Source organism: Embleya hyalina, from assembly GCF_003967355.1.
Classification (GTDB): Bacteria; Actinomycetota; Actinomycetes; order Streptomycetales; family Streptomycetaceae; genus Embleya; species Embleya hyalina.
The window spans coordinates 94,590-110,657 of sequence record NZ_BIFH01000027.1; the positions used below are offsets into that span (position 1 = coordinate 94,590).

Genomic DNA, 16,068 nt, shown 5'->3' on the forward strand with positions numbered 1-16,068 from the left:
CCGTCACGGACGCACTCCCCACAGGAGTCGGACGGCCGCGTAGTTCCCGACGACGATCGCGGCCTGGTTGTCCAGGGCGGTCGGCCGGCGGGTGGACCAGTATTCGCTGTGCCCCTCGGCGCCGTCGGTCGTGAAGCGGTTGGCGCCGAACCCCGCATCGTCCGGGGTGACCCGCCGGGGCCTGCCGCTCCCGCCGTCCACGGCGGGGGCGTGCGCTCCGGAGCCGAGGGCGACGACCATGTCGTCGTGCGCGGCCCCCACCCAGACGTGCCGCGGATCGAGGTCGAGATCCGCGGCACGGGTCACGTGCATCCCGGGACTGCCGACGACGATCACGTCCCTGGCGAACAGCCCTTCGTCGCGCTGTGCGGCCTGCCCGAGCACGACCGAGCCGTAGCTGTGGCCGATCACCGTCAGATGCCGGTTCGTCTCGATCCCCTGGGCCACCCCGACGCCGCGCAGGAACGTCGCGAGGGCGGGCGCGGCGGTGTCCGCGTACGACGTGGTCATCGCGTGGACCAGGGTGTCCGGCGCGTCGTAGCCGACCCACGTGATCGCCGAGACCTCGCCGGGGTCGGTCAGCCGACCGGCCGCCTGCCACAGGCCGCGCATCCGGGCGACGTCCGAGCCGATGTGCGCCAGGCGCGCGCCGGTGCCCGGGACGTACACAGCGGTGTGGGCGGCCCGGTCGGGGTTGCCGATGGCCACGATCGCCCGGCCGTCGTCCCGGGCGTCGAAACCCATCAGGAACAGGTCGGCGGCGGAGCCGAGCACGGCCTCAAGAGACCCGATCGCGGCCAGGCGGCCCTTGAGTTCGGTGACCCGAAATCGCCGCCGGGCGTCGTCGACCCGACCCGCCGCGTCCCGCTCGGCCCGGGCCGTCGCGAGTTCGGCGGTCAGAGCGGCCTTCGCCTCGGCCAACGCGACCCGGTTGGCCCGGTCCCGCACCTCCGTGGGCAGCCCGTCCGTCGCACCGAGCAGCGCCGGGTACGCGGCCTGATACCGCGCCCGGTCCGTCATGCTCAGCCCCGCCCACCAGCGGGCCGCCGCGGCCGGATCGCCCTTCGGGACGGCGCCGGGGCGCAACCCCGCCAACGCCGTCACGGCCACCCGGTCGGCGGCGGTGTCCGCCCAGTCGGCCGCCGGGGTCGGATACAACCGGGCCAGCGCCCGCGCACAACGGTCGTCGATCTCGGCCGCCCGCCGAACCGGCTCGGCCAGGCGCCGCTCGACGGCCGCCGCGTCGGCCCCCTGGCCCGGGTCGGCCGGCGCGACCCGCCCGTCCTCGGACGTGGTGAACCCGCCGCTCGCCGCCTCGGTCAGGCCGACCCGCAGGTCGCGCTGGGCGGCCCGAAGCCGCTCGGCGGCCGTGTCCAGGACGGTCAGCACACACCGCGCCTCCTGCGCCGCCACCGCGACCCGCTCACCCCGTTCGGCCACCGCCCGCGCCGCCGCGTCGGCATCCGCGCCCGTCCACTGCGAGGCGCGCAACGGGCCGGCCACACCGGTCGTCGCCCGCCCGGCCAACGCGTCCAACCCGGCGGCCAGTTCGGCCCACTCGGCCACCACCCGATCCAGCCCGCCCAAGGCGGCGTCCCGCAGGCCGGACACCGTCACCATCGGCGCCCGCCCTCGGCGAACACCCCGGCCGCCGCCCGATCGGCCCGATCATGCGCGTCGGCGTTGGCCACGAGAAGGTCGCCCATCCCGGCATACCCGTCGGCAAGCGCCCGCACATGCGCCACCCACGCGGCCGTCACCGCCTCGACCGCCGCCACGATCGCCAACCCCGGACATCCGGCAACCACCCCACCGGGCCCACCGGCCGCCCGCCGCAACCCGTCCGCGACGTCACGAGCCACCCCCGCCCCCTGCCGCAACGCCCCGGTCTCCACTTGGATCCGCATCGAACCACCCCCGCCACCAGCCAAGACCCCTCCCCGTGGTCGCCTGGTTACGCACCGAGATCAAACGATAGCCACGGGAGGCCCTCATCGGACCGCCGGATCCCGCGAATCCCCGGAGAGCGAACAAACCCGCCAACCAACGCGTGACCGAACCACGCCCTGCTCGTTCATACGTATGGGCGAACGCAATCAGCCGTTCGGGGGACACGGGTGAATCGACCGAGCAAGGACGAAGGCAACCGTGCGGGCACAGCGCGGCGACGCACAAAGTCCTCGAAACTGCAGGTCAGACGAATACCGCAGCAAATCCGTACGGAATTGATCAGGACAAACAGCACATCACCAGAGCCGAGGGAGCCGGCATGAGCCACGAGAACATCATCGAGGTTTTCGCCTACGGACCGGAGAGCCAGGTACGCGTCGCCGTGATCGACGGTGACCCATGGTTCTGTGCCATCGACGTGTGTGCGGCACTGAACCACACCAACTCGCGGATGGCGGTGGCAAACCTCGACCAAGACGAAAAGACCAGCCTCCGTGTTGAGAAAACCGCAGCTCAGAGAGGTTCCGTAAGCAATCCTTACGGAACCTCCGATCCCGGCGGCAACCCGAACATGACCTTCGTCAGCGAGTCCGGCCTCTACACGCTGATCCTGCGCAGCAACAAGCCCGAAGCCAGGCCCTTCCGCCGCTGGGTGACCCGCGACGTCCTCCCCACCATCCGCCGCACCGGCCGCTACACGCCCGCCGCCAGCGAAAACATGGATGCCCTCCTCTCCCGCGCCATCGGCTCGATCGCCGATCTCGCCGAGCGCACCGGAGACCTCACCAAGGCCGTCGAGATCAACACCATGGCCGTGGCCCGTCTCACCGCCGGGTTCGAGTCGGCCGCCCCGTTGTCCACAGACACTCGTGACACGACCCCTCCCACCTCGGAAACCCACAGCGATCCCCAGGTTCTCCACAGCGATTTCCACAGGGTTATCCACAGGCCCGTGGATTTCCCCACACCCGGCGATCGACGCCGCCTCACCCCCGAGGCCGTGGCCACCTGCCGGCGTCGGGCCCGGGACGGGGTGTCGGTCTATCGGCTCGCCCGCGAGTACGGCGTGAGCGACTCGACCATGCGCTCGGCGGTGCGCGGGCAGACCTACCGCTACGTGCCCGAGCCGCCCCCGTCCCCCTGACCCGAGGCCGCCCGTACCAGCCGCCCCCGCGCCGCCAACTCGATCGTCAAGGCCACCGCGACCGCCTGGACCTGAAGCAGCGCGACCAATACGAACAGCTGCACCGCCCCCGCCTGCAACGGCGTCGCACCGCCGAGCAGCATCCCCACGAAGGCCCCCGGCAGCGTCACCAACCCCACCGTCCTGGTCTGGTCCAGGGCCGGGATGAGCGCCCCCGAAGCGGCCGGCCGACAGATCTCCATCGCCGCGTCCCGATCGGTGAAACCCAAGGTCAGAGCGGCTTCCACCTCGCCATGACGCTGTGTCAACTCCTCCAGCGCCCGGCGTCCCGCCAGCACCGTCGCGGTCATCGCGCCGCCGATCAGGATCCCCGCGACCGGGATCAGCACGATGCCCTTCGCCGGCACCAGTCCGCTCGCCCACAGCAGCACCAGGGTCGGCCCCGTCGCCGCCACGATCGGCACCGCCGGCCAGAACAACCGGCGCGTCGCGGTCACCCGCCCGGCCGCGGTCAGCGCCGCGACGGTGTACATCGTCACCACGAACAGCGCCGCGAACCCGAGCCGGTTCACCACGTGTGTGATGACGAACGACACCGCCAGCAACTGCACCGTCGCCCGCGCCCCGGACAGCACCACCGCCCGCCCGTGGCCGAGCCGCGCCAGTGCGGCCACCGCCGTCGCGGCGGCCAGGAGCACCACGGCGACAACCCCCAGGGCCGGTGTCACCGGCAACAATGTCGAGGCGTTTTCCACAGGCCCAGCCTCACCCCCTCGGCGGTACCGCGCAGTGCGAGTGTCCCCATCACGTCTCCGTCACATCCCCTTGACGTCCACACCACGTCCACCTCGCGTCCCCGCCCCCACCCCGCCGCGCACCCCGCGTCCACACCACGGAACGCACGACGAGCACACCGCCCGGCTCAGTACAGTGACGACATGTCCGACGCACCCGCCCACGCCCCCGCAGCCGCGCCCCGCTGGACCTATCTCGGCCCCTCGGGCACCTTTACCGAGGCCGCCCTGCGCATGCTGCCCGGAGCGGAGCACGCCGAGGCCACGCCGATGGAGTCGGTGCCGGTCGCCCTGGACGCGGTGCGCAGGGGCGACGCCGACGGTGCCGTGGTCGCGCTGGAGAACTCGGTCGAGGGCGCGGTGTCCATCACGCTGGACGAGTTGGCCACCGGCGCGCCGCTGGTGATCACCGCCGAGATCCTGCTGCCGATCGCCTTCGCGCTGCTCGTGCGTCCCGGCACGACCCTGGACGACATCAAGACCATTTCCAGCCACTCGCACGCCCAACCGCAGGTGCGCAACTGGCTCGCGGCCAACCTGCCCGACGCGCACTGGTTCTCCTCCGCGTCCAACGCCGACGCCGCGCGCCTGGTCCAGGACGGCCGCTACGACGCGGCCCTGGCCGGCGAGTTCGCGGCCGGCCCGTACGGTCTGGTGCCGCTGGTCACCGACATCCACGACGTCGAGGGCGCGGTCACCCGGTTCGTCCTGGTCGAGCGCCCGGACCGGCCCACCGTGCCCACCGGCGCGGACCGCACCACGGTGGTCGCCTACATCGTCGACGACCACCCGGGCGCGCTCCTGGAAATACTCCAGGAGTTCGCGGTCCGCGGCGTCAACCTGACCCGGATCGAGTCGCGCCCCACCGGGGACGGCCTCGGCCACTACTTCTTCTCGATGGACGCCGAGGGCCACGTCGCCGACGCCCGGGTGGGCGAGGCCCTGATGGGGCTGCGCCGGGTGTGCGCCGCCGTGCGCTTCCTCGGCTCCTACCCGCGCGCCGACCGGGTCCGTCCGCAACTGCGCCGCGGCACCTCCGACGCCGAGTTCGCGAACGCCGCCGAATGGCTCGCGCGTGCTCGCGGCGGCGGCGAGATCTGACCCGACCACCCGCCGGGGCCGGCTCAGGGGACGCGCACCGTCAGCGCCCCGGGCCGGACCCGGACCGCCAGCCGGGTGCCGGGACCGATCGGGTCGCCGTCCACCTCGCGCGGCTCGGGGCGATCGGTCTCGATCAGCACCGTACGACCGGTGAAGTGCTCGATCGGGCGCAGCCGTTGCTGCTTGACCGGCACCACGGCCGGTTCCTGGTCGCGCCGCCGGCCTATCACCCGGACCGTGGCGTGCGCCCAGCCGGTCATCCCGTACGGCGCGAACACCACGACGTCGAGCAGCCCGTCGTCCGGCGCGGCCCCCGGCAGCAGTTGCATGCCGGCCTGGAGCGCGCCGACGTTGCCCACCAGGACCATCCGGGCCCGCCGGCGGATCGGCTCGCCGTCGTCCACGGTCAGCGTCACCCGCATCCGCCGGTCGCGCAGGTGCCGGGCGCCGGAGACCACGTAGGCGGGCCAGCCGACCTTCTTCTTGAGCGCGTCCGGCGCGTCCGCGACCATCGCCGCGTCCAGGCCGATGCCGGCCATCGCGGTGAAGCAGCGGGATTCGGCCGTGCCCGGCCCGGCGTCCGCGTCCCCGTCCGCGTCCCCGTTCGCCTCCACCATGCCCAGGTCGATCCGTCGATCGCGCCCGTGCATGGCCACATGCAGCGCGTCGGCGATGTCGATCGGCAGGCCGAGGTTGCGGGCGAGCAGGTTCCCGGTGCCGGCCGGGATCACCGCGAGCGGGGTGTCCGTACCGGCCAGCGCGCCCGCGCACTCGCGGATGGTGCCGTCGCCGCCGGCCGCGATCACCAGGTCCACGCCCTCGGCCAGCGCCTTCGCGGTCACCCCGGCTCCCGGATCGAGCACCGTGGTCTCCAGCCACAGCGGCTCGGCCCAGCCCGTGTCGTGCATGATCCGGTCGATCCGGGTGCGTGATTCGGCGATGTCCAGCTTGATCGGATTGACCACCAGGGCCGCCCGCGGCCGCCCGCCGTCGGCCCCCGTCGGCGCCTCACGCCGGGCACGACGTCCCCAGTACCCCCAGATCGACTTCGGCGACAGCAGCGCACGGTTCATCACGACCAGCACGACGCCCGCGTAGAGCAGCGACGTCAGCACGTCGCTCGGGTGGTGCATGCCCCGGTACATCCGGCTCCCGGCCACCGCCAGCGGAATCGCGCCGAGCAGCGCCCAGACCGACACCACCGCCGCGCGCGGGCGCAACCGGCTCGCCAACAGCACGGCCAAGCCGCCGTAGAGCGCGAACGCGGCGCCGGTGTGCCCGGACGGGAAGCTCGACGTCGCGGCGGCGTGCTCCAGACGCGGGACGCCCGGGCGATCGCGCGAGACGAAGAGTTGTACGAGCCAGAACACCAGGGCCTGCCCGGCCACCGCGCCGGCCAGGAACAGCGGGCCGCGCCAGGAACGGCCGACGATCCGGATCAGCACCACCGCGACCAGCGTGGTGGCGATGATCACACGGGTGTCGGCCAGCGTGGAGAACGCGTGGGTGACGTCGTTCCAGGTCCCCGAGCGGTGCTCGGCGAGGGTGCGCTCCAGGTCGTCCTCGGTGGTGAACGGCCACACGCCGTCGAGCGTCCTGGTGACGAGCAGACCGAGACCCACCATGACGAACGTCAATATGGCGAGAGGCAGGACGATACGGCGCAGGAACCGTCCTGCTTCGGTCAGCATGACCGACATTCTTACCCGGCGACGGATCGTTCAGTTCCGCCCGTGCGGGGAGTCACGGTCGGTTCCGGGGCGAATGTGCGCAATCTCCGGGTCCGGATCGTCGCCGTCGAGCTCCGGCTCCAGGCCCTCGTCGGTGGCGTCCACCGGGCGCAGTCCGGCGTCGCGGCGCCACCACTCGAACACCGCGGAGGTCACCGCGAGCACGACCAGGCCGAGCACCCAGCCGCCCACCACGTCCGTCACGTAGTGCACGCCGAGCGCGACCCGGGTGAACGCGACGCCCACCGCCGAGCCGATCGCGAGCACCCACGCGAACGGCCGGTACACCCGGGGGATCAGCGGCAGCAGCGCCAACAGCAGCACGCCGGGGCCGACCACGCCGGTCAGCGCGTGCCCGGACGGGAAGGACCAGCCGTCGGAGTGGTGCACCGGATGCGGCAGGTCGGGCCGGGCCCGGGTGAAGACGAACTTGAGCAGCGCGCCGAGCAGCCCGGCGACGAGCATGCTCGTCACGGCCCACACCACGAGCCGTCGCGCGCCGCGCCACCACAACCACCCGCACATGATCGCGACCAGCACCCGGTACACGTTGGGATCCCAGACCCAGTCGGTCAGGAACAGCAGCGTGTGCTGCCAGGCGGGGTGCGCCCGGACCCAGTCGTTGAGGTCGGTCGCGACGTCCCGGTCGAGGTCGAGCAGCGGCGACCACTTGGTCTCCACCAGTGCCGCGAGCACCCCGAACGGCAACGCGCCGACGAGCAGGGCGAGCGCGGCCAGGGTCATCCTGAGCCCGAAACGCCGGTCGGGGTCGAGGCGCCTGCCGACCCAGCCTGGGGAGGAGGTCATTGTTCATTCATAACCCGAATCCGGTCCCGCGCGTTCGCTTCCGCGGCCGAAGTCGCACACGGACGCCCGAAATCGTGCCGGTACGCCGCGGTCGCGAAATCCGTTGGCGGGGCCCCGGTAGGCTTTGCCCGTGATCGACCTGCGACTGCTCCGTGAGGATCCCGACCGTGTCCGCGCTTCGCAGCGTGCCCGCGGCGAGGACGAGACCATCGTCGACGCGCTGCTCGCCGCGGACGAGCTCCGCCGCTCGTCCGGCTCCCGGTTCGACGCGCTGCGCAACGAGCAGAAGTCGATGGGCAAGCAGGTCTCCAAGGCGAAGGGCGACGAGCGGCAGGAGTTGCTGACCCGGGCCCAGACGCTGGCCGCGGAGGTCAAGGCGGCCGACGCCGAGCAGGCCGAGGCCAAGGCGGAGACCGACCGGCTGCTCAAGTCGCTGGCCAACCTGATCGACCCCGACGCACCGGTCGGCGGCGAGGAGGACTTCGTCACGATCGAGGAGATCGGCGCCCGGCGCGACTTCGCGGTCGAGGGCTTCGAGCCGCGCGACCACGTCGAACTCGGGCGCATGCTCAAGGCGATCGACGTCGAGCGGGCCGCGAAGGTGTCCGGCTCGCGCTTCTACTACCTCACCGGCGTCGGCGCGCTGCTCGAACTGGCGCTGGTCAACATGGCCGTCGCGCAGGCGACCGAGGCCGGTTTCACGCCGATGCTGACGCCCGCGCTGGTGCGTCCGGCGGCGATGGAGGGCACCGGGTTCCTCGGCCAGGCCGCGGAGAACGTGTTCCACCTGGAGGCCGACGACTACTACCTCGTGGGCACCGCCGAGGTACCGCTCGCGGCGTACCACATGGACGAGATCATCCCGGCCGCCGAACTGCCGCTGCGCTACGCCGGTTTCTCGCCGTGCTTCCGCCGCGAGGCCGGGACGTACGGCAAGGACACGCGCGGCATCATCCGGGTGCACCAGTTCGACAAGGTGGAGATGTTCTCCTTCGTCGCGCCGGAGGAGGCCGAGGCGGAGCACCGCCGCCTGCTCGCGTGGGAGAAGGAGTTCCTGAACCGGCTCGAACTCCCCTACCGGGTGATCGACGTCGCGTCGGGCGACCTCGGCGCCTCCGCCGCGCGCAAGTTCGACATCGAGGCGTGGATCCCGACCCAGGGCAAGTACCGCGAGGTCACGTCCACCTCGAACTGCACCGAGTTCCAGGCCCGCCGGCTCCAGGTGCGGATGCGCGACGAGCAGGGCACCCGCCCGCTCGCCACGCTCAACGGCACGCTGTGCGCGGTGCCCCGCACCATCGTGGCGATCCTGGAGAACCACCAGCGCGAGGACGGCTCGGTGGTCGTCCCCGAGGCGCTGCGGCCCTTCCTCGGCGGTCGTGAGGTCCTCGAACCGGTGCAGGCGTGACCTTCACCCTGATCGCGACCGACCTGGACGGCACGCTCCTGCGCGAGGACCACACGGTCTCGGCGCGCAATCGCGCGGCGCTCGTCCGGGTCGCCGAGGCCGGTGCGCGGCACGTGATAGTGACGGGTCGCGCCGTGGGGTGGACCCGTCCGGTGTTCGACGCGCTCGGCTACCGGGGGCTCGCCGTGTGCGGGCAGGGCGCGCAGGTCTATCACGCGGGCGAGGACCGGCTGTTGACCTCGGTCACCCTGGACCGGCAACTGGCCCGGCTGGCCGTGGAGCGACTCACCGCCGAACTGGGCGGGGTGCGGTTCGCGGTCAGCCGCGACGGTCTGGCCGGTCGGGTAGTGATCGAGGACGGCTACCGCTACGAATCCCCGCTGCCGGTGCACACCGTGGCGGACCGGGAGGAGTTGTGGTCCGAGCCGATCCTCAAGCTCTACCTGTACCACCCGGACTACGACGACGACCGGTTGACCGCGTGCGCCCGGAAGATCTGCGCCGGTCTGGTCGATGTCACGCACGCCGGCACCGGCATCGTCGAGGCGTTGCCGGTGGGCCTGAGCAAGGCGGTCGGCCTGTCCCTGGCGGCGCGCAGGCTCGGGGCCAAGGCCGCGGACACCATCGCGTTCGGCGACATGCCCAACGACGTCACCATGTTCCGCTGGGCGGCCCACGGGGTGGCCATGGCCAACGCCCACGCCGAACTGCTCGCCATCGCGGACGAGGTCACCCTGTCCAACACGGACGACGGCGTAGCGGTGGTCCTGGAACGCCTGTTCCCCACCCCCTGAGCGGCCTTCCCCCTCACGCGAGTCGGTCGAGTTGGCGCAGGCCCTCTCGGGCGATGCGCTCGAACAGTGACAGGTCGGCGGCGAAGATCGAGTCGGGGACCGGCCAGTGGATGGCCAGTTCGGTGATGCCCAGCTCTCGATAGCGGCCCGCGTAGTCGACGAACGCGTCCATCGAGTCGAGCGGTCGCTCCAGGGTCGAACCCTGGAGGAGGACCCGCTCCAGCTCCTCCGGCTTGCGGCCCTCGCTCGCGCAGATGTCGGACAGCCGGGCCAGTTGGTCGGCGATCACCTTCGGGCAGACCTCCGCCGGCACCCCCTTGGGGTCGCGGGTGTCCCCGTACGTGATCCACCCCTGGCCGTGCCGGGCGGCCAGGCGCATCCCGCGCGGCCCGGTGGCCGCGATGTACATGGGCACCCGGGGCCGCTGCCGGCCGCCCGGGATCATCCGCACGTCCTCGGCGGTGTAGTAGGCGCCCCGGGAGGTCACGGCCGGCTCGGAGAGCAGCCGGTCCAGCAACGGGACGAACTCGGCGAGCCGATCCGCGCGCTCCCTCGGGGTCCACGGCTGCCCGCCCAGGGCGGTGGCGTCGAAGCCGTTGCCGCCCGCGCCGACTCCCGCGATCAACCGGCCGCCGGAGATGTCGTCGACGGCCGCGAGGTCCTTGGCGAGGGTCACCGGGTGGCGGAAGTTCGGCGAGGTGACCATCGTGCCCAGGCGCATCCGCTCGGTGATCGCCGCGGCGGCGGTGAGGGTGGGGACCGCGCCGAACCAGGTGTGCTCCCGGAAGCTGCGCCAGGACAGGTGGTCGTAGGTGTACGCGGCGTGGAAGCCCAGGTCTTCGGCCCGCAGCCAGATCTTTCGGCCCTCGGTCCAACGGTGGATCGGGAGGATCACAGTGCTCAAACGCATCCGTCGACCATACGTGCCCCGCCGGGGCGACCCCTCGGCCCGGCCCACCGCTACCGCACGAACGCCCCCGCCCGGGTGGCCGCCTCGGCCGCCGCCGCCGCACGCTCCGCGCTCGCCTCGTCGAGCGGGTCGCCACTGGCCAGGAGTCGGTAGTACAGCGGCGCCGACACCGCCCTGATCACCTCGTGCGGATCGGTGCCCACCGGTGCCTCGCCGCGTTCGATCGCGGCCGTCACGCAGGGCGCCCACTCGCCCACCCGCGTGGCGTAGAAGGCGTGCAGCGCCGCCGCGGTCCGCGCGTCGCAGGTCGCCGCCGCGATCACCGCCTTGAACAGCGCGCCCTGGCGCTCGTCCACCAGCGTGCGGCGGACCAGGTGTGCGTTGGTCCGCAGGTCGCCGAGCAGCGAGCCGGTCTCGGTGCGCGACACCGAGCTGTCGGCCATTTCCACCAGCAGGTCCGCGACCAGGCCCGTGGCGCTGCCCCAGCGCCGGTACACGGTGGTCTTGCCGACCTCGGCGCGCTGTGCCACCTCGGCCAGGTCCAGCCCGGCGAAGCCCCGCTCGGCGAGCAGGTCCCCGGCCGCGCGCAGGACCGCCTCGCGCACCCGGGCGGTGCGTCCACCGGGGCGGACGGTGCCTTCCGACATCATAACGGGACTCCTGTTCCATTAAGTCGATCCATCGTGCTACCTTCTGAGCATCTTAACGGGAAAGCAGACCCGTTAATACCCTGGATCCGCTCGGGAGGCGCACATGTCCACGCTCGATCACCGCACCAGGCCCGTCGAGGCCCCACCCGTCTCACCTGCCGAGCCGGTCGAGCCGACCGACGCGGCCGGCTCGACCGGCGCCCGGATGACCGGGCAGCAGAAGCTGGTGCTGACCCTGCTGCTCGGCGCCCAGTTCATGATCGCGGTGGACTTCTCGATCCTGAACGTCGCGCTGCCGGTGGTCGGCGAGGGCCTGGGCTTCTCGCTGAACAACCTCCAGTGGGTGGCCACCGCGTTCGCGCTGACCGCCGCCGGCTTCACCCTGCTGTTCGGTCGGGTGGCCGACCTGTTCGGCCGCAAGCGCCTGTTCCTGGGCGGCATGGCCCTGCTCGGCGCCTCCTCCGCCCTCGGCGGCTTCGCCACGTCCCCCGAGATGTTGCTGATCGCCCGGGTGCTCCAGGGACTGGCCACCGCCGCGGTGACCCCCGCCGGCCTGTCGCTGCTGACCACCGCGTTCAAGGAGGGGCCACAGCGGGATCGGGCACTGGGTCTCAACGGTGCGCTGATGTCGGCCGGCTTCACCGCCGGCGCGGTGCTCGGCGGGCTGCTCACCGATCTGCTGTCCTGGCGCTGGGCCTTCTTCGTCAACGTGCCCGTCGCCGCGCTGGTGCTGATCCTCGCGCCCTCGGCGATCACCGACTCGCGGCCGAGCGGGCGGCCCCGGCTCGACGTGCCCGGCGCGATCGCGGTCACCGGCGGACTGCTGGCCCTGGTGTTCGGCCTCACCCAGGCGGGTGCCGAGGGCTGGGGAGAGCCCACCACGCTCGGCGCGCTGGTCGCCGGCGCGGTGCTCCTGGTCGCGTTCTGGTTCATCGAGCAGCGCTCCGCCTCGCCGCTGGTCCCGGTCGGCATCATGAAGCGCCGCACCGTGCTGTGGGGGAACATCACCGGCCTGATCGCCTTCGTCACCGAGACCTCGCTGGTCTTCCTGCTCACGCTCTACCTGCAGGAGGTCCTGGGCTACTCGCCGCTGGCCACCGGACTCGCCTTCGGTGTCCTGGGCATCGGCACCGTGCTCGGCGGCACCCTCGGCGGCCGGGTGGTGGGCCGCTTCGGCACCCGCACCACGATCGTCGCGGGCGGCGTGGTCCAGGCCCTGGCCACCCTGTCGCTGGTCGCGCTCGGCAGCTCCGGCGGCTGGATCTGGCTGCTGCTCGCGGCCACCTTCGTCGGTGGGGTGGGCAACATGCTGATGATCGTCGGCTTCATGATCACCGCCACCTCCGGCCTGCCGGACGCCGAACAGGGCCTGGCCACCGGCCTGGCCACGATGACCCAGCAGGTCGGCATCACGATGGGCATCCCGATCATGAGCGCGATCGCCACCGCGCGGATGAGCTCGCTCGGCGACACCGGGCCCGACGCGGTGTTGTCCGGGGTCGCCGTCGCGATCCTCGTCGACTCGGCCCTGGTCCTGCTCGGCGCCCTGCTCGCGGCGGTGTTCCTGGCGCCGCGCCGGGACCGCGACCGGGTCTGAGGGTGGGGGGCCGGGATCGGCCCCCACCTCGGCATCGCGTGTGATGTGCAGGTACTTGTAGGATGACTGGGCAATCCCACAAATCCAGGAGGGTCCATGTCGCTCCAGGCCGCCGGCAGACGTTCGCTCGTCGACGACGCGATCGACCAGCTCCGCGCCCAACTCACCGCCGGGACCTGGCCGGTGGGGGCGCGCATCCCCAGCGAGAGCGTGATCGCCGAGCGGCTGCGGGTCGGCCGGAACACGGTGCGCGAGGCGATCCGGGTGCTGGTGCACGCGGGGATGCTGGAGTCCCGCCAGGGCGACGGGACCTATGTGCGCTCCCTCACCGACCCCGGCGACCTGGTCCGCCGGATCGAGCACGCGGACCTGCGGGACATCTTCGAGATGCGCCGGGCGCTGGACGTGGAGGCCGCCCGGCTCGCCGCCCAGCGGCGCGACCTCGACGACCTGGACCGGATTCGCCGCGCCCTGGCCAGGCGCGGCGCGGCCGACGGCAGCGCGGACACCCCGGAGCCGCACGACTTCGACCGCGGCGAGGTGGCCGAGGGCGAGTTGGACGACCTGGTCGAGCAGGACGTGGCCTTCCACACCGCGATCGCGCTCGCGTCGCACAACTCGGCGATGGTGGCCACGTACCGCTGGTTCAGCGACTCGCTGTGGCGCGCCATCCGCACGGTGGTGGGCGACGGCACCCTGCCGGACGCGTCGCACGCGCTGCACGTGGCCCTGGCCGACGCGATCGAGGCGGGCGATCCGGACGCGGCCGAGCGGGCCGTACGGGACATCCTCGAGCCCGCCGTGGTGGCCCTGGACACCCTGCTGCACGACCGTGCCGCGCACGACCATCCGACCGAGCACCATCCGATGGAGCACGACGCATGAGCACGACCGACCTGCGGATGTCCCCGAACGCCAAGACCACCGCGAAGGCCGGCGGCGGCGCGCTGTTGCTCGCGGGCATCGTGTTGATCGCGCTGAACATGCGGGCCGGACTGTCCAGCGTGTCGCCGCTGGTGGGCGAACTGCGCGACGTGTTCCACCTGTCCGCGACCACGGGCAGCCTGATCACCGCGATACCCGTGCTGTTCCTGGGCCTGATCTCGCCGCTCGCGCCGGTCGCGGCGCGGCGGTTCGGCACCGAACTCGTACTGCTCGGCGCGCTCGTCGTGGTGGGCGCCGGGATCCTGCTGCGGATGGTGCCCGAGTTGGGCGCGCTGTTCGCGGGCGGCGCGCTCGTGGGGGGCGGGATCGCGGTGCTGAACGTGCTGATGCCGGGCGTGGTCAAGCGCGAGTTCCCGGATCGGGCGGCGGTGATGATCGGGGTCTACAGCGCGGCCATGGTGCTCGGCGCCGCCGTCTCGGCGGGCGCGACCGTGCCGCTGGAGAACGCGATCGGACACGGCTGGCAACCGGCCATGGGCTGCTGGGCACTGCTCGCCGTGGCGGCGGTGGCGGTCTGGCTGCCGCACGTCCGGCGCCGGCGTGGGGCCGAGGCGGCCGCGATGCCGCACGTGGCGGGGTTGTGGAAGTCGCCGCTGGCCTGGCTGGTGACGGGCTTCATGGGTCTGCAGTCGCTGCTGTTCTATGTACTGCTGGCCTGGATGCCGACGATCCTCACCGACCACGGGATGAGCAAGGGCACCGCTGCGGCGATCTTCGCGTTCAACACCTTTGTCCAGATCCCGTCCTCGCTCGTGGGGTCGATCATCGCCGGCCGGATGCGCAACCAGAGTGCGCTGGTGGTCGGCTCGGTCGGGCTGGTCGCGGCCGGGTACGTGGGGCTGATGCTCGCGCCGACGGGCGGGGCGTGGCTCTGGGCGGTGCTGCTGGGCCTCGGGCAGGGGGGTGCGGTGTCGCTGGCGCTGACCCTGATCGTGTTGCGCTCGCCCGATCCGAACACGGCGGCGCAGCTGTCCGGGATGGCCCAGGCGGTCGGCTACGTGGTGGCCGCGTTCGGGCCGTTGGCCGCCGGGGCGCTGCGTCAGGTCACCGGGGGGTGGACGGTGCCGATCGTGGTGATGCTGGTGCTGTGCGCCTGTGCGGTGGCGTGCGGGGTGGGGGCTTCGCGGCCCGGGCATGTGCGGGTGGGCTGAGGGGCTTTCGTGCCCACCGCCCGCCCACTCCTCCGATGAGAGAGCGACCCCTCGCTCGGGGTCGGGGTTTTCGTTCGGACCGTTCCGCTTGGTCACCCTCGTCCGGCGCGTCGATCTCGTGGGCGGCCCGGGTCGTGGGCGCCGACGTGCCGCGGGGCGGTTCCCGCCCCGATCGGATGGGGACCGGCGCGCCGGAGGAAACGTTTCCGAGCGAGGATGTACCCGTGACCATCACGAATCGCCCACGCCTAGTGGCCACCGACCTCGACGGCACCATCGTGCGCGACGACGGGTCCATCTCCGCACGCACGCTCGCCGCCCTGGAGCTGGTCGAGTCCTCGGGCGCGGAGGTGGTCTTCGTCACCGGCCGACCGCCTCGCTGGATGAAGCGCGTCGCGGAGGTCACCGGCCACCGCGGGCTGGCCATCTGCGGCAACGGCGCGGTGGTCTACGACCTGCGCGGCGAGCGAGTGGTGGGCACCCACACGATGGACGTCACCGCCGCGCGCAAGGTCAGCCGGCTGTTGCGCGAGGCGGTGCCCGACGTCACCTTCGCGGTGGAGACCGAGACCGGCTTCATGCACGAGCCGACCTATCCCACGCTCGAACGCGACGTGTCGATCGTGCACGCGGTGGGCCCGGTCGAGGAACTGCTGACCGGCCCGGTGCTCAAGCTGCTCGCCCGACACCACAGCCTCGACCCCGACGTGTTCCTCGCGCTGGCCCGCGACCGGGCGGGGGCGTACGCGGAGTTCACCCATTCTTCCTCGATCGCTCTCGTGGAGATCAGTGCCCTCGGTATCAGCAAGGCCAGTACGCTGGCCTGGTTCTGCGCGCAGCGCGGTATCCGCACCGAGGACGTGGTGGCGTTCGGCGACATGCCCAACGACCTGCCGCTGCTCGCCTGGGCCGGGCAGGCGTACGCGGTCGCCAACGCACATCCCGACGTCCTGGCGGCGGTGACCCGGCATACCGGGAGCAATCAGGACGACGGCGTGGCCGAGGTGTTGGAAAAGTTGTTCGGCTGAGGGGGCGGCATGGCGGCCGGTTTCGGTGTACGGACCAACCGGCTCCACGAACGCGTGAC

15 protein-coding genes are annotated in these 16,068 nt (G+C 72.3%); 8 read left to right on the top strand and 7 right to left on the bottom strand.

Translation table 11 applies throughout. The annotated features are described in order from the left end of the window. Positions 1 to 3: 3 nt before the first annotated feature. Together EMA17_RS29495 and EMA17_RS29500 are read right to left on the bottom strand one after the other, a co-directional pair. Positions 4 to 1,620 carry an alpha/beta hydrolase gene (locus EMA17_RS29495; protein WP_126640194.1) on the bottom strand — a complete coding sequence of 539 codons (1,617 nt, stop codon included), beginning with the start codon at positions 1,618 to 1,620 and terminating at the stop codon, positions 4 to 6. Beyond that, positions 1,614 to 1,907 carry a hypothetical protein gene (locus EMA17_RS29500; RefSeq protein WP_126640195.1) on the bottom strand — a complete coding sequence of 98 codons (294 nt, stop codon included), beginning with the start codon at positions 1,905 to 1,907 and terminating at the stop codon, positions 1,614 to 1,616. The genes EMA17_RS29495 and EMA17_RS29500 overlap by 7 nt, the downstream gene beginning before the upstream one ends. A gap of 362 nt (positions 1,908 to 2,269) precedes the next feature. Between EMA17_RS29500 and EMA17_RS29505 the strand changes: the two genes are divergently transcribed. Beyond that, positions 2,270 to 3,094, top strand: a complete 825-nt coding sequence (locus EMA17_RS29505) for a BRO family protein (protein ID WP_126640196.1) — start codon at positions 2,270 to 2,272, stop codon at positions 3,092 to 3,094. Here the strand turns inward: EMA17_RS29505 and EMA17_RS29510 are convergent. Beyond that, a complete protein-coding gene (locus EMA17_RS29510; protein WP_246126988.1) occupies positions 3,064 to 3,831 on the bottom strand; it encodes an ABC transporter permease in 768 nt (255 codons plus the stop codon). The two genes, EMA17_RS29505 and EMA17_RS29510, sit on opposite strands and share 31 nt — an antisense overlap. A 201-nt stretch (positions 3,832 to 4,032) precedes the next feature. Between EMA17_RS29510 and pheA the strand changes: the two genes are divergently transcribed. Further along, positions 4,033 to 4,989 carry a prephenate dehydratase gene (gene pheA, locus EMA17_RS29515; RefSeq protein WP_126640198.1) on the top strand — a complete coding sequence of 319 codons (957 nt, stop codon included), beginning with the start codon at positions 4,033 to 4,035 and terminating at the stop codon, positions 4,987 to 4,989. Between the two features lie 23 nt (positions 4,990 to 5,012). On the opposite strand, the gene EMA17_RS29520 is transcribed toward pheA, so the two are convergent. Both EMA17_RS29520 and EMA17_RS29525 read right to left on the bottom strand, forming a co-directional pair. Continuing rightward, the gene (locus EMA17_RS29520; protein WP_160161609.1) at positions 5,013 to 6,680 is read right to left on the bottom strand and encodes a bifunctional phosphatase PAP2/diacylglycerol kinase family protein; all 1,668 of its coding nucleotides are present in this window, start codon (positions 6,678 to 6,680) and stop codon (positions 5,013 to 5,015) included. 30 nt (positions 6,681 to 6,710) lie between these two features. Beyond that, the gene (locus tag EMA17_RS29525; RefSeq protein WP_126640200.1) at positions 6,711 to 7,526 is read right to left on the bottom strand and encodes a phosphatase PAP2 family protein; all 816 of its coding nucleotides are present in this window, start codon (positions 7,524 to 7,526) and stop codon (positions 6,711 to 6,713) included. A 130-nt stretch (positions 7,527 to 7,656) separates the two neighbouring features. On the opposite strand from EMA17_RS29525, the gene serS reads away from it, so the two are divergent. Both serS and EMA17_RS29535 read left to right on the top strand, forming a co-directional pair. Beyond that, positions 7,657 to 8,934, top strand: a complete 1,278-nt coding sequence (serS, locus tag EMA17_RS29530; protein ID WP_126640201.1) for a serine--tRNA ligase — start codon at positions 7,657 to 7,659, stop codon at positions 8,932 to 8,934. Then, positions 8,931 to 9,728: an HAD family hydrolase gene (locus EMA17_RS29535; RefSeq protein WP_126640202.1), complete on the top strand. Its 798-nt coding sequence runs from the start codon at positions 8,931 to 8,933 to the stop codon at positions 9,726 to 9,728. The genes serS and EMA17_RS29535 overlap by 4 nt, the downstream gene beginning before the upstream one ends. Positions 9,729 to 9,741: 13 nt before the next feature. Here the strand turns inward: EMA17_RS29535 and EMA17_RS29540 are convergent, their stop codons facing one another. Then, positions 9,742 to 10,638, bottom strand: a complete 897-nt coding sequence (locus tag EMA17_RS29540) for an LLM class flavin-dependent oxidoreductase (protein WP_126640203.1) — start codon at positions 10,636 to 10,638, stop codon at positions 9,742 to 9,744. Between the two features lie 50 nt (positions 10,639 to 10,688). Continuing rightward, positions 10,689 to 11,285 (bottom strand): TetR/AcrR family transcriptional regulator, encoded by a 597-nt coding sequence (locus tag EMA17_RS29545; protein WP_371863058.1) that lies wholly within the window; start codon positions 11,283 to 11,285, stop codon positions 10,689 to 10,691. A 208-nt stretch (positions 11,286 to 11,493) separates the two neighbouring features. Between EMA17_RS29545 and EMA17_RS29550 the strand changes: the two genes are divergently transcribed. From EMA17_RS29550 to EMA17_RS29565, 4 genes are all read left to right on the top strand, one after another. After that, entirely contained in the window at positions 11,494 to 12,885 is a 1,392-nt protein-coding gene (locus EMA17_RS29550; RefSeq protein ID WP_126640324.1) for an MFS transporter, read from the top strand. A gap of 96 nt (positions 12,886 to 12,981) precedes the next feature. Further along, entirely contained in the window at positions 12,982 to 13,770 is a 789-nt protein-coding gene (locus EMA17_RS29555) for a FadR/GntR family transcriptional regulator (RefSeq protein ID WP_126640205.1), read from the top strand. Further along, positions 13,767 to 14,981, top strand: a complete 1,215-nt coding sequence (locus tag EMA17_RS29560; RefSeq protein ID WP_126640206.1) for a CynX/NimT family MFS transporter — start codon at positions 13,767 to 13,769, stop codon at positions 14,979 to 14,981. The genes EMA17_RS29555 and EMA17_RS29560 overlap by 4 nt, the downstream gene beginning before the upstream one ends. A 251-nt stretch (positions 14,982 to 15,232) precedes the next feature. Then, positions 15,233 to 16,009 carry an HAD family hydrolase gene (locus EMA17_RS29565; RefSeq protein ID WP_126640325.1) on the top strand — a complete coding sequence of 259 codons (777 nt, stop codon included), beginning with the start codon at positions 15,233 to 15,235 and terminating at the stop codon, positions 16,007 to 16,009. The last annotated feature ends 59 nt before the right edge of the window (positions 16,010 to 16,068 follow it).